This window comes from Megasphaera sp. UBA4233 (assembly GCF_002395615.1).
GTDB lineage: Bacteria > Bacillota > Negativicutes > Veillonellales > Megasphaeraceae > Megasphaera > Megasphaera hexanoica.
In genome coordinates this window covers 1-14,897 of the sequence record NZ_DGXL01000023.1, presented here as the reverse complement: position 1 = coordinate 14,897, position 14,897 = coordinate 1, and the positions used below count along the sequence as shown (strand labels likewise).

Annotated in this window: 14 protein-coding genes and 1 other annotated feature; of the genes, 2 read left to right on the top strand and 12 right to left on the bottom strand. The window is 54.6% G+C overall.

The window, feature by feature from the left end; all coding sequences use genetic code 11:
- Positions 1 to 34 precede the first annotated feature (34 nt).
- Both B2U90_RS07910 and B2U90_RS07905 read right to left on the bottom strand, forming a co-directional pair.
- Positions 35 to 730: an MBL fold metallo-hydrolase gene (locus B2U90_RS07910; protein WP_059076464.1), complete on the bottom strand. Its 696-nt coding sequence runs from the start codon at positions 728 to 730 to the stop codon at positions 35 to 37.
- Positions 727 to 1,836 (bottom strand): AAA family ATPase, encoded by a 1,110-nt coding sequence (locus B2U90_RS07905; RefSeq protein WP_292017534.1) that lies wholly within the window; start codon positions 1,834 to 1,836, stop codon positions 727 to 729. Before B2U90_RS07905 ends, B2U90_RS07910 begins: the two co-directional genes overlap by 4 nt.
- A gap of 178 nt (positions 1,837 to 2,014) precedes the next feature.
- Positions 2,015 to 2,225 (top strand) — a binding site (T-box leader).
- A 102-nt stretch (positions 2,226 to 2,327) separates the two neighbouring features.
- Between B2U90_RS07905 and cysK the strand changes: the two genes are divergently transcribed.
- Complete coding sequence (cysK, locus tag B2U90_RS07900; RefSeq protein WP_059076462.1) at positions 2,328 to 3,266, top strand: cysteine synthase A; 939 nt, start codon at positions 2,328 to 2,330, stop codon at positions 3,264 to 3,266.
- A gap of 557 nt (positions 3,267 to 3,823) precedes the next feature.
- Here the strand turns inward: cysK and B2U90_RS07895 are convergent.
- From B2U90_RS07895 to B2U90_RS07860, 8 genes are all read right to left on the bottom strand, one after another.
- Positions 3,824 to 4,903 (bottom strand): hypothetical protein, encoded by a 1,080-nt coding sequence (locus B2U90_RS07895; protein WP_292017533.1) that lies wholly within the window; start codon positions 4,901 to 4,903, stop codon positions 3,824 to 3,826.
- A gap of 289 nt (positions 4,904 to 5,192) precedes the next feature.
- Positions 5,193 to 6,170, bottom strand: a complete 978-nt coding sequence (locus B2U90_RS07890; protein ID WP_292017532.1) for an ABC transporter substrate-binding protein — start codon at positions 6,168 to 6,170, stop codon at positions 5,193 to 5,195.
- A complete protein-coding gene (locus B2U90_RS07885; protein WP_113856437.1) occupies positions 6,167 to 6,895 on the bottom strand; it encodes an ABC transporter ATP-binding protein in 729 nt (242 codons plus the stop codon). Before B2U90_RS07885 ends, B2U90_RS07890 begins: the two co-directional genes overlap by 4 nt.
- Positions 6,888 to 7,658, bottom strand: coding sequence for an ABC transporter permease (locus tag B2U90_RS07880; RefSeq protein WP_292017531.1), 771 nt, complete (start codon positions 7,656 to 7,658; stop codon positions 6,888 to 6,890). Before B2U90_RS07880 ends, B2U90_RS07885 begins: the two co-directional genes overlap by 8 nt.
- 192 nt (positions 7,659 to 7,850) lie before the next feature.
- The gene (locus tag B2U90_RS07875; RefSeq protein ID WP_292017530.1) at positions 7,851 to 9,263 is read right to left on the bottom strand and encodes an SGNH/GDSL hydrolase family protein; all 1,413 of its coding nucleotides are present in this window, start codon (positions 9,261 to 9,263) and stop codon (positions 7,851 to 7,853) included.
- A 142-nt stretch (positions 9,264 to 9,405) separates the two neighbouring features.
- Positions 9,406 to 10,659: a M48 family metallopeptidase gene (locus tag B2U90_RS07870; RefSeq protein ID WP_075581647.1), complete on the bottom strand. Its 1,254-nt coding sequence runs from the start codon at positions 10,657 to 10,659 to the stop codon at positions 9,406 to 9,408.
- Positions 10,660 to 10,672: 13 nt separating this feature from the next.
- Positions 10,673 to 10,969, bottom strand: coding sequence for a GIY-YIG nuclease family protein (locus B2U90_RS07865; protein ID WP_257536580.1), 297 nt, complete (start codon positions 10,967 to 10,969; stop codon positions 10,673 to 10,675).
- Entirely contained in the window at positions 10,950 to 11,426 is a 477-nt protein-coding gene (locus B2U90_RS07860) for a peptidylprolyl isomerase (RefSeq protein WP_059076456.1), read from the bottom strand. The genes B2U90_RS07865 and B2U90_RS07860 overlap by 20 nt, the downstream gene beginning before the upstream one ends.
- A 166-nt stretch (positions 11,427 to 11,592) precedes the next feature.
- Between B2U90_RS07860 and B2U90_RS07855 the strand changes: the two genes are divergently transcribed.
- Entirely contained in the window at positions 11,593 to 12,384 is a 792-nt protein-coding gene (locus tag B2U90_RS07855) for a carbon-nitrogen hydrolase family protein (protein ID WP_075581648.1), read from the top strand.
- A 119-nt stretch (positions 12,385 to 12,503) separates the two neighbouring features.
- On the opposite strand, the gene ilvN is transcribed toward B2U90_RS07855, so the two are convergent.
- Positions 12,504 to 13,007: an acetolactate synthase small subunit gene (ilvN, locus tag B2U90_RS07850; protein ID WP_059076454.1), complete on the bottom strand. Its 504-nt coding sequence runs from the start codon at positions 13,005 to 13,007 to the stop codon at positions 12,504 to 12,506.
- Complete coding sequence (ilvB, locus tag B2U90_RS07845; RefSeq protein WP_113856439.1) at positions 13,004 to 14,704, bottom strand: biosynthetic-type acetolactate synthase large subunit; 1,701 nt, start codon at positions 14,702 to 14,704, stop codon at positions 13,004 to 13,006. The genes ilvN and ilvB overlap by 4 nt, the downstream gene beginning before the upstream one ends.
- Positions 14,705 to 14,897 lie beyond the last annotated feature (193 nt).

Sequence of the window (14,897 nt, the reverse complement as noted above, 5' to 3'; positions counted from 1 at the left end):
CTCCGGCTCGTGCCGGTCGTATAGTTATGCCGTGTCACCAAAGCAGTTTCGTATCTCCGCTATGGACAGGAATCCACAGGGACTGATCCGGATAAGCCTTGCGGAATGCCTCCGACGGCTGCCACGGTGTACCGAAATAGTGCATGGGGACCAGACAGAGCTTGACTGTCACATGCTTTAAAAATTCCCGTACACCCCATTCCCGGGCTCCTTCGAGGCGGGCATCGACGGGGAAAAAGGCCACATCGACCGTAAGGCCGTCCAATTTCTTCATTTCAGCGTCAAACAGGCGTCTGGCGTTTTCATTATTCTCATCGGTGTCACCATTCCAGTGCCACCAGTTCAGGTCACCGGCATGAAACAGGCTCAGCCCGTCTGTCCGGACCAGGAAGGAACCGCCTTCATCGGTCGAGCCGAACTGGGTCACGATGGCATCGTCGATGCGGCGCGTATCATAGACTTCCATGGAATACAGTTTGTCCTGCGGGGCCTGCCGGAACGGCACGTCCTTGTTGACGATATAGGCCTGGGCTTTATGGGAAAAGTCGATGATATGGCGGTTGAAATGGTCGCCGTGCCAGTGACTGACAAAAAACCACAACGGCTTGTCACCGTCGGCATAGCGGCGCACGACGCGCTGTTCATCCTGATAATAATCAAATACGAGTACTTTCGTCGCTGTCTCTACAGCGAACCCGCTGTGAGCCAGATAGGTCATCTGTATACTCATCGTACCGCCTCCTCAAACGGGTATGTATTGAATTCTCCTTTAATGTATGCATCATACAGCCTGCGCCGTTCACAGCGCAGGTGATAGGCGCTGATGGGCCAGATCTGCGTTCTGCCCTGAAGGCCGCGCCGGGCTATCCACAGCTGTTCCGGATGGAACAGGTCATTATCCAGGAGCAGCAGGTCATGGGTCACGCCCAGCAGCTGGCCCCGGTTGTCTTCCTGATGGACGAAATCACGGATGAGGTGCTGTACGACCGGCGTCATCCAGTAGGAATCCAGGTCGTCGATGATGACCGTACTGCCCTGCCGCATCTGTGCCAGGCCGGCTGCCAGAGCCGCCATCTTGCGCACGCCCGCCGCTTCGTCGGAAAGCCGGCAGGGACGGGATTCACCCCGGCGCCACAGCATGACTTCGCACAGACCTCCGCTGTCCGTATAGGAAATGCGGCAGATAGACGAGTCGATGAGCTGCAGCAGGGACAGGATGGCTCCTTCTTCTGCCTGCCAGTACGTCTGTTCTACTTCGGACAGGCGCATGGGCATCTGCTGCCAGACCGTCATATCCCGCTCCCGCACAATGTGGATTGCCGCCGTGGCCTGCCGCAGGCCTTCACTTTCCGGCAAAAAAGGCGCCGTCTGGGACAGGATATCTTCACCGCCGCTCACACGGGGCGCATTTCCCGGCCCGTGCCACTCGAGGACTCCCCTGTTGTAGGCATACTGCAAGGTGCCGCCGATGGAAAGGCGTTCCTCCCCGATGCCATCTGCCGTATAGGACAGACTGTATTCATAAGAATGGTCATGGACTTCATCGTACAGGACGATGGAAAAGGACACGGGACCGCTTCCCGAAGGCAAAAGTGCTGGCGTCCACCCCGTCAGGATGCTGTCGAGCAAAAACTGCAGGGCAATGAGCAGATTCGTCTTGCCGGAGCCGCTGGGACCGAACACCAGCAGAGAGCGCATGATTTTATAATCGGGCAGGGCACGAAAACAAGGTTCATACCGGGTGCCTTTGATACGCGCATGGTCGGAAGGCACGAGGCGCAGTGTCACCGTGTCTGAAAAAGACAGGCAGCCCCGTACGGAAAATTGGACAAGCATATAATATTTCCTCCCTTGGTATTAGTCCTATTATACCACACATCTATAGTAACTTATATATACAGTTGAACGGATACACAAAAAACCTGTTCATAAAGAAAAAGTTACCTTTTTAGTATTTTTTCTGTTTTTCCTATTGACAAATCAAAATGGAAAGTGTACTATAATCGTAAACATTGAGATAGCGATGAGCAAAACAAGTACCTGTAACAACGGTCGTCAGAGAACGCAGGCCATAGGCTGAAAGCCTGCCCGGCACGTATTGCAGCGAATGCCTTTGCGAGCAGAACGGGGGAACCATGAGTATCCCGTTCCGGCAGCCGCCGTTACCGGTACCGAGTGGCAGTTATACTGCAACCAGAGTGGAACCACGGTCCGCCGCCTCTGAACGAGACGGCGGATTTTTGCATCATCGGGGGAAACGGTATCCGCATATACAGCCGCGCGCTCAATGTATACTATTTTTATCCAATTTATGGAGGGATGTCATTATGGGAAAAATTTATAAAAGCTCTTTGGAATTAGTAGGTCATACACCGCTCTTAGAACCACAGCGTTTCAATAAAAAAGCCGGCGTCAAAGGAAAAGTCCTGGTCAAACTGGACATGTTCAACCCTGCCGGATCTGCCAAAGACCGTATCGCCAAAGCTATGATTGAAGATGCCGAACAGAAAGGCATCCTCAAAGAAGGTTCGGTCATCATCGAACCGACCAGTGGCAACACGGGCATCGGCCTGGCAGCCGTCGCCGCCGCCAAAGGCTACCGCGCCATCTTCACCATGCCGGAAACCATGTCCGTCGAACGGCGCAACCTCATTGCAGCCTACGGTGGTGAAATTGTCCTCACGGAAGGCAAAAAAGGGATGCAGGGCACGGTCGACAAAGCCAACGAACTGGCAAAAGAAATCCCCAACTCCTTTATCCCCGGCCAGTTTACCAATCCGGTAAACCCGAAAGCCCACAAAGAAACGACGGGCCCGGAAATCTATGAAGACACAGACGGCCAGGTCGATATCTTCATCGCCGGCGTCGGCACAGGCGGTACCCTTACCGGCGTAGGCCAGTACCTCAAAGAAAAGAAACCATCCGTCCAGATTGTAGCCGTCGAACCGGCTGATTCCCCGCTCCTGTCTGAAGGCCATGCCGGCCCGCACAAACTCCAGGGCATCGGCGCCAACTTCGTACCGGAAACACTGGACACCAAGATTTACAACGAAGTCTTTACCGTCACGACCGACCAGGCTTATGATACAGCACAAGCCTTCTCCCAGGAAGAAGGCCTGCTTATCGGTATCTCCGGCGGTGCCGCCCTCTATGCAGCTACTCAGATTGCCAACCGCCCGGAAAACGCCGGCAAGACTGTCGTAGCCTTCCTGCCCGATAACGGCGACCGCTACCTGACCACACCGGACTTCATCAAACAAAAGTAAAAACCACCTCATATACTCTACTCCCAGAAAATGGGCTGCCCCAGGAAAGAAACTTCAAAGGACAGCCCATTTTCCATATGTGGGGGAAGAGCTGGTGGTTAGTGGTTAGTGGGAAAGGAATAGTTTTCGGACTCAGATACTGGAACTCAGATGATAAAAGGACCCTTCAGTCAGCAAAGCTGACAGCTTCCCCTCACAGGGACGCCATATTACACAGTTCGTCGAACCGGCTTTTCTATATAAACTTAGCAACAAAGGACCCATGACCGGGGACGGAAAGGGATAGTTTGGAGTTTGGAGTTTGATGTTTGATGAAGAAACCAGTTCGTCAAACCAGCTTTTTATACTAAAATTATCAGCTCTAGTGCCACGACGGCTGGCGTTTTACGTCAGGCATCGTCGGCGGGGCCGTCAGATGCAAGGAGGATGGAGGGAGGCGTAGCGGGGCTACGCTGACTGACGACGACGACGCAGATGATGGTCCCGCCGGCGATGCATAGTAAATAAGCCAGACGCCGCGGCACGTCAGGAAACAAGTCCCCGGCCGTGGGTCCTAATTACCACTCTATCAATATCCGCTTTTTGTAATCCCTGTACCTTTTGAGTACTGTCTCATTCGTGTTGACCGCCCGTTTCAGCGACTGGTACGCCAGGGACCGCTTTTCTCCGTAATGATTGGCCAGGCGCAATGATACCGACGTGACGGGAGCCAGCCACCACGTATGGGTAAAGACCGCTGCCGTTACGCCAAGGGCATGGCACACGTAGGAAAGAACGGACCGACGGCCAAATTCATTTCCTTTCCGGTAGTCGGATAATTCCACTTTCCGGGATACGGAATAGGCAATGAGGATATACGGGATGACCGACGGGAACAGATTGTCGCTCTGCACGGCCTCTGCCGCATCGACGTGTTCCAGCACATACTGGGACAGCTCTTCATTGGAAATACCGCTGTCGATCAGGTGGGCCGACATATCTCCCATCGTTACCTGACTGTAGACTTCATCCGTAGAGACAATATCGATGTGAGGATAACGTTCAAAAGCATTCTCTATATACTGGGCCGATTCCGTCGCTTTGAGCTGCAGTACGTCATTGATGCTGCCATCACTATTATAAATCGCTATATCCCAGCCGGGCTGTGTCGCCGACTGGGCCATTTCGGCATGGCATCCTGCCGGCAGGTGGCCATCGTTCAAATAGTCCGTATAGCGTATTTCAAATAATTTTCCCTTCAGACCGTTTACAAATCCTTCAAGCTGATTTTCATCCATGCTCTCTATGGCACTGCGGAAATCCATATCGGCAGCCTTATCGGGATAGGCCAGCTCATAGGCCTGCTGCAGGTCATCGGGAATCTTCCAGCCCAGCAGGCGCTGCCAGAAATTCGGCAGACTCAGTCCAATGGAATCGAGGATCATATCCCGCTTCGTTTCCCCTTTCAACTGGCTTTTCGCCATGAGATGCTGGATATCCTGATACTCCAGAGATTGTTCGCGCAGCCTGGCGATGAGCATATCAAAATCCCGCTGCCGGTAGGTCAGCCCGCGGACATTCCGTACCATACCCACACTGCCCTTTGCGGCCCCTACGACAACGCCGCCAGCCAATTTCGCCATCTTTTTCTTTTCCATGGATACACTCCCATCACAGATGCACCACCTCAGCGCATCCCTCTGAATTATGTTCATAACGTGCATGCTATGTATGCATTATACCATAGAAATGAAATGACTGCACGATGAAGAAAGGGAGGGGATAGTATCAAGATGTTGTGGGAATTTTTGGAGATAAGAAAAAGGACCTTGGTATAAAAGCTACATAATGATATGCTCCCCCTATGATGACAGTTTTATTTTTTTACTATCTCTCATAGGGGGAGCATATCACATTTTATTACAGCCCTTTTTAGTATGTATTTCTTTACTGAACAGACTGGCAGAGAGCTTTGATGTCTATCTTGCGGTCTTTTTCCAGCATGCCTGTTTCGACGAGGAAGTCCTGGGTCTTCGTAAGGTCTTCTATGTCAGCATCGGTGATGGCCGGGTTGAAATCGTACCAGCCAGCCATAGCCTGTACCTGGTCTTCCGTGAGGCCCGTTTCCGCGGCAGCTGTGCCGTAGTATTTCTGCGGATCTGCCAGGTAGTCTTTGACGACTTTTTCATGGGTCCGCATGAATTTCTTTGCCACTTCGGGGTACTGTTTGATAAAGTCGCTGCGCATGGCAATGACGATGGTGGCATCGAGGAGGCCTTTGCCCGTCGTCAGGATGCGGGCGCCGTCGTTTTTCATTTTCAGTGTCGCCGGACCTGCCAGCAGGGCTGCATCGGCACTGCCGCCGCTGAGGGCTGCCGCTGCCTGGGGGATGCCCATGGATACGAACTGGACGTCATCGGCGCTCATTCCTTCTTTAGCCAGGGCCGCCAGGAGGAGCTGGTGCAGGATAGTCCCCTTCGGGCCGGCAATTTTTTTGCCTTTCAGGTCTTTGACCGACTGGATGGACGGGTCTTTGGTCATGATCATAAAGGCTTCCGGTGCCCGGCTGTAGACGCCGACGACCGTCAGGTCGATGCCGTTGGCCCTGGCCAGGATGGCACTGGTTCCGCCCAGAGCATGGCAGACGTCGATTTTACCGGCAGCCAGGGCTTCCGTCTGTTTCGGGCCGGCATCGAGGTCGGAATAGGTAATGGTAATGCCGTCGTCCTTGAATGCTTTTTCAAATACCTGATCTTTCTTTTCTATGATGGACGGGATATTGAGGGGCGATTTGACATAGGTCATGTTGATTGTTTCCGGTTTCTTTGCCGCATTGGCCGATTTTTCCTGGCCGCAGCCGGCAAGGCCTGCCATGGCTACGACAATAGCCAGGCCTGCCAGTACGAGTTGTACGCTTCGTTTCATAGGGGAGTCTCCTTTTCTTCTTCAAGAATATGCAATATATCGGTTTTCAGTGCCATCCGTCCGGCAACAGATGGCCGGGGATAGGGTTCTTCGTTGGTGACGCGTCCGCCACAGCAGCCTTTGTGCATGACCAGGATGTCCTGCCCCAGCCGCACCGCTTCATCGAGGTCATGAGTGATGAATACGATGGTCATGGGCTGCCGCACATACTGGGCCATGAGCTCGTCCTGCAGTTTTTCCCGGGTAAAATAGTCCAGGGCCGCGAAGGGTTCATCCATGAGGAGCAACCGGGGCTGACACGACAGGGTACGCACCAGGGCAGCCCGCTGGGCCATGCCGCCGGACAGTTGATCCGGGTAGGCTTTGCGGAAGGAATCGAGGCCGAAGGCCTTCAGATACTGGCCGGCCAGCTCGGCCGATCCGCCCATGCCATGCCGCCAGATGCACACATTGTCTTCTACGGTCAGCCAGGGGAGCAGGCGCGGCGTCTGGAACATGACACCGGTCCGCGGGCGGGAGCCGCCAAAATCGAGGGTCCCTTCGTCCGGCCGTTCCAGTCCGGCCAGAAGGCGCAGGAGTGTCGTCTTGCCGCAGCCGCTCTTTCCGACGATGACCGTAAACGAGCCGTCCCGGATGGACAGACTGCACCCTTTCAGGGCAGCTACCCGTTTGCCGTCAGGCAGGGTATAGAAGCGGGACAGGTCTTCCATGCGGATATCACTCATGATGCTCCTTCCTTTCTGTCCAGAGATAGCGCTGGCCTATGGCTCTCATGAGGGCATCAGCGGCGATTCCCAGGACGCCCAGGGTCAGGATGCCGGCCACGACGATATCAGGCCGGGCCATTTCTTCCCCGTCGAGGATGAGATATCCCAGGCCTGCCGTGGCGGCAATCATTTCCGCCCCGATGAGGGAGCGCCAGCTGTAGCCCAGGCCGATGCGCAGTCCCGTGTACATGGCAGGCAAGGCCTGAGGCAGGCGGATATGCCAGAAAACAGCCCGGGAAGACAGGCCATAGACGCGGCCCATTTCCAGCAGCTGTTCATCGGGGTGGGACATGCCGTCGAGGGTATTGAGGAATATTGGGAAAAAGGTCGCCAGGACGACGATGATGATTTTACTGGCCTCGCCAATGCCGAACCAGAGGATGAGCATGGGCAGCAGGGCCAGGGGCGGCACGTTCCGCAGAAATTCCAGGAGGGAATGGCAGACACGGCGGGCCGCCGGATGCAGGCCCAGCCAGATTCCGCTGGGAAGGGCCAGGGCCGCTGCGATGGCAAAGCCCGTCATGACCCGCATCAGGCTCGCCCCGATATGGCGGGCCAGCTGCCCCGACGCGGCCAGCTGCAGCCAGCTGGACCAGACCCGTTCCGGCGGCGGGACGATATATGAGCCCCACCAGTGCCCCATGCTTCCCAGCTGCCAGCAGGCTATCAGAAGCAGGGGCAGAGCGCAGATTGTCAATATCTTCGTTAGTATTCGTTTCATGGCATTACCTGAAAAAAACCTCCATGCCGAAAGCACAGAGGTCCCTTGTCATACATGTACTCCGCCTTTGCTGTGCAGACACCTTTACAGTGAAGAACGACATATAGATATCATGTTTGCTGTCAGAATCACTCTTTCAGCTCACATTCCGTATTATACCATAAGCACGGGAAGCATCACAAATCGTTCCCGTCATTCATCCCAGGCACTGTCCGGCAGATTTTCGATGTCCGGCCAGGCCGCGTTGATTGCCTGTGCCATGAGCTTCTTTCCTGCCGGATCCAGGTGGAGGCCGTCGAAGGCCAGTTCCGTCCGGAGCATCCCCTGGCTATCGTACATGCCCGGCGTAATGTCGATATGGACCTGGGAACGGATATAACGGTTGACGCGGCCGATCTGCCACTGCCAGTCCGGCGCCGTTTCATCGTCAAAAGTCCGTTTGATATTGTCGGGATTGACAGGCGGCACGGTCAGGAATACCGGACGGATACCGTGTTCCAGGGATTTTTTTCGCACCTCTTCCATATCGGAAATGACGACGTCCGCCCCCAGGCCGTTGCGCAGGCTGTTCGATCCCATGAGGATCAGGAGATATTTCGGCCTGAATGGCAGGACATCGGCGTCGAACCGGTCTTTGGTCATGGTACTCGTATCGCCGCTCTGGGCCAGGTTGACTGCAGGAAAATCGAGGTACGACAGATAGCTGAAATCCCAGTCAGCCGGCGAATAGGAGACGCTGCCACCACCGTGGCTGATGCTGTCGCCCAGGACGGCCACCGTATAGGGCGTATCCGGATCGGTCAAAAACGGCTGGGCATCGGACCAGACGCCGATGGGGCCCCCCTGCTCATCGAGGGCCCGGACCCGCCAGTAAAAGGGATGATTCCCATAGTGCGGCCGGGGATCGTATTTCTGAGCCGAATCGGTCCGGTACACGTCGATGCGGTGCTGTGACGGTTCTACGCCTCCGGGATTTTCCGGCGCTGAATCCAGTACTTCCACTTCATACTGGCTGGCTCCGGGTACGGGGAACCAGTCGTAGACGGGATAAAGCAGGACTGACCCCTTTCCCGTATTATACGCAGACAACAGCTCCGGCTTTTCTACAAAGGGAGCCATCCGGTCCAGGGGAACTTTTTCAATTGATGAATAGTCACTGACCCGGCGTCCCTCCATATCCAGCCCATAGACGCGATAGTAGAAACAGTCGTCCTGGAAATCATCCGGCAGGGCCAGTTCGATGCCGTTGGTATAGGCCCGCTGTTCCGGCATGACCGGTTCGTAGGCGATGTCTCCCGTTTTTTCATCCGGTTCCATCTGCCGAAGGACCTGCACATCGTACATGACAGCTCCATCTACACGGGTCCAGCGCAGGATGGGGTGGACCGGAGCCGGCGCTCCTTCCGAATAATGGCGCAGGAGAACCGGTTTTTCCCTATCGGTCCGGTCTCCGGACGAACCGTATATTTTCTGTGCTTTTTCCAGAGGCGGCGACACGATGAGCCCGTGATGCGCATTCTGCCGGGCTGTCGTAGCCAGGACGCCATAGCCCAGGGTAAACGACAAGAGTAATAGTAAAATCAGCATACTTTTATGGCGCATCATCCCGCCTCCTTTTAATGATATCGCTAATCATTACTTATTATATACCATTTCTATCTATCTTACAACATACGGCCGGACAGGGAGAAAAAGAGGCGCCGCAATGATACGGCGTCCCTGAAAAAATTCACCCCTATCGGATAAATCAGCTATGTCCTTCTGTTTTCTCTGTCCTGGCCTTATCCTTTTTAGCCGGCGCTTTGTAACCGTACTGGCTCTTCCATTTCTTGTCCAGTTTCTGGATTTCTTTGTCGGAAAGCATGGCCGGTTTGGCCCGCAGCGCCTGATTCAGGTTATGGACAATGGCCGCGCCGTCATCGCCGGGAGCACAATCCATGATGTGCTGTCCCTGGACGGAAATTTCGTTGCCATTCTGGAGGATCTGCCAGTCGTTGCCTGTCAGGTCCATGCCTTTGACCTTGCCAGAGGCAACGGGAGTCGTCCGGATTTTCTTGTCATCCTGCGCTTCCCCATAGATGGTGTGGGTCACGCGTGACAGGTTCCCGGCAACGAGGAAAGCACGGCGGCGCCGCGAATAGTCACCGTACGGAGCGGGACTGACCACGGGCTGGGCATTGACGTAGACCATGTCTCCCCCTACCTGGACGTGATTGCCCGACCAGCGCGTCATGCGGCGGCCCAGCTTTTCAATGCGCTTCGTCATCTGTGGGTGGTTATTGGGGCTGATGACCCGTTTGAACCCTTCCTGATAGAGGTCGCCGTATTTTTCATAGACAAACTGCATCGACGACGGGGCACCGCCGACGTTGTAGGGCGTATTCTTCATGACCTCAAAGCCATAGGCATCGGCTTCTTTTTCCTGATTCATGGTTACCATTTCATTGTCGATGTAATTGATCACAATGCCGCCGAGGAGTACGTCGAGCATTTCCGCATGGCCGCCAAAGGCAAGGTCTACGGCAACGGAAACGCCGATGCTCTTCATGACGCCGTTGATGGCGTGATGGCGTTCGCCGTGCTGCATTTCATGGCACAAGGTGAAAGCCAGTTCATCATCGTTGAGCGTATCCATCATGCCCTGATTGACAGAAATGACGCCGCCCACCGTTTCAAAGGCGTTCAGATCCTTGCTGGGATTGGCATAGACATCGTAATTGCGTTTGATCATCCCCGTCCGGACGAGGTTGTCGGCAATCCGGTCCAGCCGCTGCTCATATTCATAATTATCTGCCACACCGGTCTTGGCCTGGGTCTGGGCCAGCATCTGCGGCTGCATCTGCGTATCCATCTTGACGAGCTGCTGCTTGATGAGGGCCGCTGCGGCGGCGCCATAGAGTACCGTTTCCACGGCAGACGCAGCTGCCGCCATCCCAACGGGCAGCGTCACCAGTGACGTCCCCAGTACCAGTGTGGTTATCCATTTTTTCCATCGTTTCACACGAATCCATCCCCTATTCTTCTTCCGGCAGTCTCTGCTGCGTCTGAATCAGGTCTATTTTCTTCGCGCGTGGCCATTGTTTGATTTCCCATTCCCAGTGCATGGCCGCATGCTGCGATGCAAAGGCCTGGCTCCAGACGAGGGTCACCGGCCGGCGGCTGCGGGTGTATTTTGCCCCGCCCCGGCTGTTGTGGGCGGCGACCCGGCGCTGGATGTCACAGGTCCATCCTGTATAGTACGACCCGTCAGCACAGCGTACGACATAGGTATAATAGGCCCGGTCTGTCTGATTATTTTTCAACGATTTCAATGGTGTCGAGGACGACGTCTTCCAAGGGTTTATCCCGGAAATCGGTCGCCGTCTTGCTGATGGCTTCTACGACATCGTAGTTTTCTACTACTTTGCCAAAAATGGAGTGATGATTCTGGAGCCACGGCGTCGGAACGACGGTCACAAAGAACTGGGAACTGCCCGTATTGGGGCCGGCATTGGCCATGGCCAGGACACCCGGTTCGCTGAAGTCGAGGCCCGGGCCGAATTCATCGGGAATCATTTCATCGGAACCGCCAAATCCCGTTCCCTGGGGATCGCCGCCCTGGATCATGAAATCGGCGATGATGCGATGGAATATGGTGCCGTCATAGAACTTGCTGTCGGCCAGCTTCTTGAAATTGGCGACTGTAATCGGGGCCTTGTCGGGAAATAATTCTACGGTGAATTCCCCGCGGTTGGTCTTAAACAATGCATACATTTTTTTATCTGCCATAATACTGATCCTCCTGAAATGTTTCTTTTATTTTTTCTTCTATTATATACTATATATTCTGCAAACTGCAAACCATCCTGCCCTTTAAAAAGTATATGTTTCCCTTCTGTTCTATGGTATACTAGAATTAGATTCAGTTATTGTATATCAGAGGGGGATGAAGGTCATGCGATTAGGAATGGCTCAGATGTCCATGTCGAAGGATATGGAAGAAAATTTCACAAAAACACTGGATTTCTGCGATAAGGCGGCGGGCTGCAATCTGCTGTTTTTTCCGGAAGTACAGTTCTCTCCATTTTTTGCCCAGTATGAAAACCAGGATGCCACCGGGTATCTAATGGAAGATACGGATCAGAAAGTGCAGGCTATCCAGGAAAAATGCCGGGAACACGACATGTATATTTCGCCCAATTTCTACTTGAAACAACAGGGAAAGCCCTATGATGCCAACCTGTTCCTCGACCGTCAGGGCCGCATCGCCGGCATTTCCAAGATGGTCCACATTTTCCAGGCGCCCCAGTTCTATGAATGTGATTATTACACGCCGTCAGAAGAAGGGTTCCAAGTCTTTACGACGGATTTCGGCAAAATCGGCATCGTCATCTGCTTTGACCGCCATCTGCCGGAAAGCATCCGCTCCTGTGCCGCCCAGGGCGCCGATCTGGTCATCGTGCCGACAGCCAATACGAAAGCCGAACCGCTGGAAATGTTTGAATGGGAAATGCGCGTCCAGGCCTATCAGAACCAGACCTTCGTCGCCATGTGCAACCGCGTCGGCAAAGAAGGGGACATGGACTTTGCCGGCCAGTCCCTCATCATCGATCCCTGGGGCAATCTGCTGGCAAAAGGGGACGACCAGGAACGGCTCATCGCCTGCGATCTCGACCTGAGTCTGGCCCGTAAGGCCAAGGAAGAACGGCCCTTCCTCAAGCTGCGCCGTCCCGACATGTACCGCTGATACGGAAAAACAGGATAAAAATAAACGGAGCTGCCACCCATGAATAGTCTCTCATAGGTGGCAGCTCCGTCTGTCTCTATACGATGCAACCGGTCTGCGCGATGAAGATATCCTGCGCCCTACATCTCCTTGACCGGCACGAGCCCCCGGGACAGGGAAATCGTCCCGGTGCGCACAATTTCCAGTACATTGTACGGCGAAAGCACCTTGATGAGGGCATCGACGTGATCTTCCCGGCCGGTCACGCGGAGAATGAGGGAATTCAGGTTGACATCGACGACTTTGGCGTGAAACAAATCGGCCAGTCCCGACAGTTCTTCCCTCGTCTTGGGAGAATCGTAGCGCACTTTGATCATCGCCAGTTCATAGCTGATAAAGGGTTCCTCATCGAGGTTGACGATTTTGATGATGTCGATGAGTTTTGCCAGCTGGCTCATGGTCTGCTTCAATTCTTTATCGTCTTCGATGCTGATGACGATATTGAAGCGGGTCACATCCCGTTCTTCCGTGTACCCCGCCGTCAGGGATTCGATATTGATGGCCTTGCGGCTGATCAGTCCGGCAATATGGGTCAGGACGCCCGGTTTATTATCGCATAGTATAGCAAGATGCTGTGTCCTCACCCTGCTTCACCTCCCAGTATCATGTCACAGAGCGCTTTGCCGCCGGGAACGGTCGGATAGACCCGTTCCTCTTTGGATATCGCAATGTCGATGAGAGCCGTCCCTTCATAGGCAAGGGCCTCCCGGAGCACGGGAAAGAGGTCATCTTCCCGTTCGATGTGATAGCCCCGGACGCCCATCGATTCGGCCAGCATGGACAGATTCTTGCGGCTGTTCAGCGTGCACTGTGTATAATGCTTGTCGTAAAAGAAATCCTGGAGCTGGACGATCATGCCCAGGGTATCATTGTGGAGCACGATGACTTTGACGGCAATGCCATACTGGGACAAGGTAGCCAGTTCCTGGCAGTTCATGAGGATGCTCCCATCGCCGGAAAAGACGAGGACCGTCTTGTCCGGACAGGCGACTTTGGCTCCCATGGCCGCCGGCAGTCCGTATCCCATCGTACCCAGTCCGCCTGACGAAAGGAAATGGCGGGGCTGCTCCGTATCAAAAAACTGGGCTGCCCACATCTGATGCTGCCCCACGTCGGTAACGGCAATCGTATCCTCCGGCCGTGTCAGTGCCCGGACGGTTTCAAAGATAGCCTGGGGAGAAATATAGTCCGGTCTCGGCGCCACGGCAAAGGGATGAGCCTGTTTCATCGACCGGACGTGATCCCGCCAGGGAGCATAGGCGGCCTGATAATCAAAGGACGACTCCCTGATCTTTTCTGCCACAAGAGGCAAAGACCAGCGCAGGTCCCCTTTTACGGCCAGATCGACGTCGATGATTTTGCCGATTTCCACGTCGTCGATGTCGAACTGGATGATTTGTGCTCCCGGAGCAAAGGTATCAGCCCGGCTGGTCAACCGTTCGTCAAAGCGCACACCCATGGCGATAAGCAGGTCGCATCCGGTGATGGCCATGTTGGATGCATACGATCCATGCATGCCGCCCATGCCGAGATGAAGGTCATAGCTGTCCGGCACAGCGCCCTTTCCCATGAGGGTTGTCACGACCGGTATCTGCGTTTCCCCGATGAACTGCCGCAGCGCATCGGTCGTCCCCGACAAAATGACACCGCCGCCGATGAGCAGCAGGGGCCGTTTACTCTGCTGGATAGCGCTGACAGCCCGGTCGATGTCATAAGCCTGTCCGGCCGGTTCCAGCCGGTACCCTGGCAGCGACACCCGTTCAGGATAGATGAAATCGATTTCTTCCTCCAGGGCATCTTTAGTAATGTCGACCAGAACCGGACCCGGCCGGCCTGTAGAAGCTATATAAAAAGCTTCTTTCAGGACGCGGGGAATCTGCCGGCCGTCCTTGACGAGGTAATTGTGTTTGGTAATGGGTGACGTAATGCCCGATATATCGGCCTCCTGAAAGGCATCGCGGCCAATGAGACTGGCCGATACCTGTCCGCTGATGATGACCATCGGAATGGAATCCATATTGGCCGTCGCAATACCCGTGACCATGTTGCAGATACCCGGCCCGGACGTAGCGATGCAGACACCGGGCCGGCCTGTCACCCGGGCATAGCCGTCGGCAGCATGGACAGCTCCTTGTTCGTGACTGGTCAGGATATGGCGGAACCCGTCCTGGTACATGGCATCATACAGGGGAAGGATAGCTCCGCCGGGATAGCCGAATACGACGGGGACACCCTCTTTCTTCAAGCAGGCTAACACAGCCTGTGCGCCTGTCATTTTCATCATCATCACCTCTTAGTATCGTTCAGCGAAGCAGCCATCCACCGCCTTTCGATGAACGACGAACGGCCTGCGATAAACGGATTTTAATTAGTCATTCTGGTCGTTGTTGTGGAGCCAGGACATCATCTTGCGCAGTTTGGCCCCTACTTCTTCAATGGGATGTTCGGCATGCTGGCGGCGCATCGCCAGGAAA

Excerpts from the sequence above, each read along its gene's own strand:
- B2U90_RS07855 (WP_075581648.1), top strand. The coding sequence starts at position 11,593 with ATGCGATTAGGAATGGCTCAGATGTCCATGTCGAAGGATATGGAAGAA.
- B2U90_RS07880 (WP_292017531.1), bottom strand. The coding sequence starts at position 7,658 with ATGAAACGAATACTAACGAAGATATTGACAATCTGCGCTCTGCCCCTG.
- cysK (WP_059076462.1), top strand. The coding sequence starts at position 2,328 with ATGGGAAAAATTTATAAAAGCTCTTTGGAATTAGTAGGTCATACACCG.
- B2U90_RS07895 (WP_292017533.1), bottom strand. The coding sequence starts at position 4,903 with ATGGAAAAGAAAAAGATGGCGAAATTGGCTGGCGGCGTTGTCGTAGGG.
- B2U90_RS07860 (WP_059076456.1), bottom strand. The coding sequence starts at position 11,426 with ATGGCAGATAAAAAAATGTATGCATTGTTTAAGACCAACCGCGGGGAA.
- B2U90_RS07905 (WP_292017534.1), bottom strand. The coding sequence starts at position 1,836 with ATGCTTGTCCAATTTTCCGTACGGGGCTGCCTGTCTTTTTCAGACACG.
- B2U90_RS07875 (WP_292017530.1), bottom strand. The coding sequence starts at position 9,263 with ATGATGCGCCATAAAAGTATGCTGATTTTACTATTACTCTTGTCGTTT.
- ilvB (WP_113856439.1), bottom strand. The coding sequence starts at position 14,704 with ATGAAAATGACAGGCGCACAGGCTGTGTTAGCCTGCTTGAAGAAAGAG.
- B2U90_RS07890 (WP_292017532.1), bottom strand. The coding sequence starts at position 6,170 with ATGAAACGAAGCGTACAACTCGTACTGGCAGGCCTGGCTATTGTCGTA.
- B2U90_RS07885 (WP_113856437.1), bottom strand. The coding sequence starts at position 6,895 with ATGAGTGATATCCGCATGGAAGACCTGTCCCGCTTCTATACCCTGCCT.
- B2U90_RS07910 (WP_059076464.1), bottom strand. The coding sequence starts at position 730 with ATGAGTATACAGATGACCTATCTGGCTCACAGCGGGTTCGCTGTAGAG.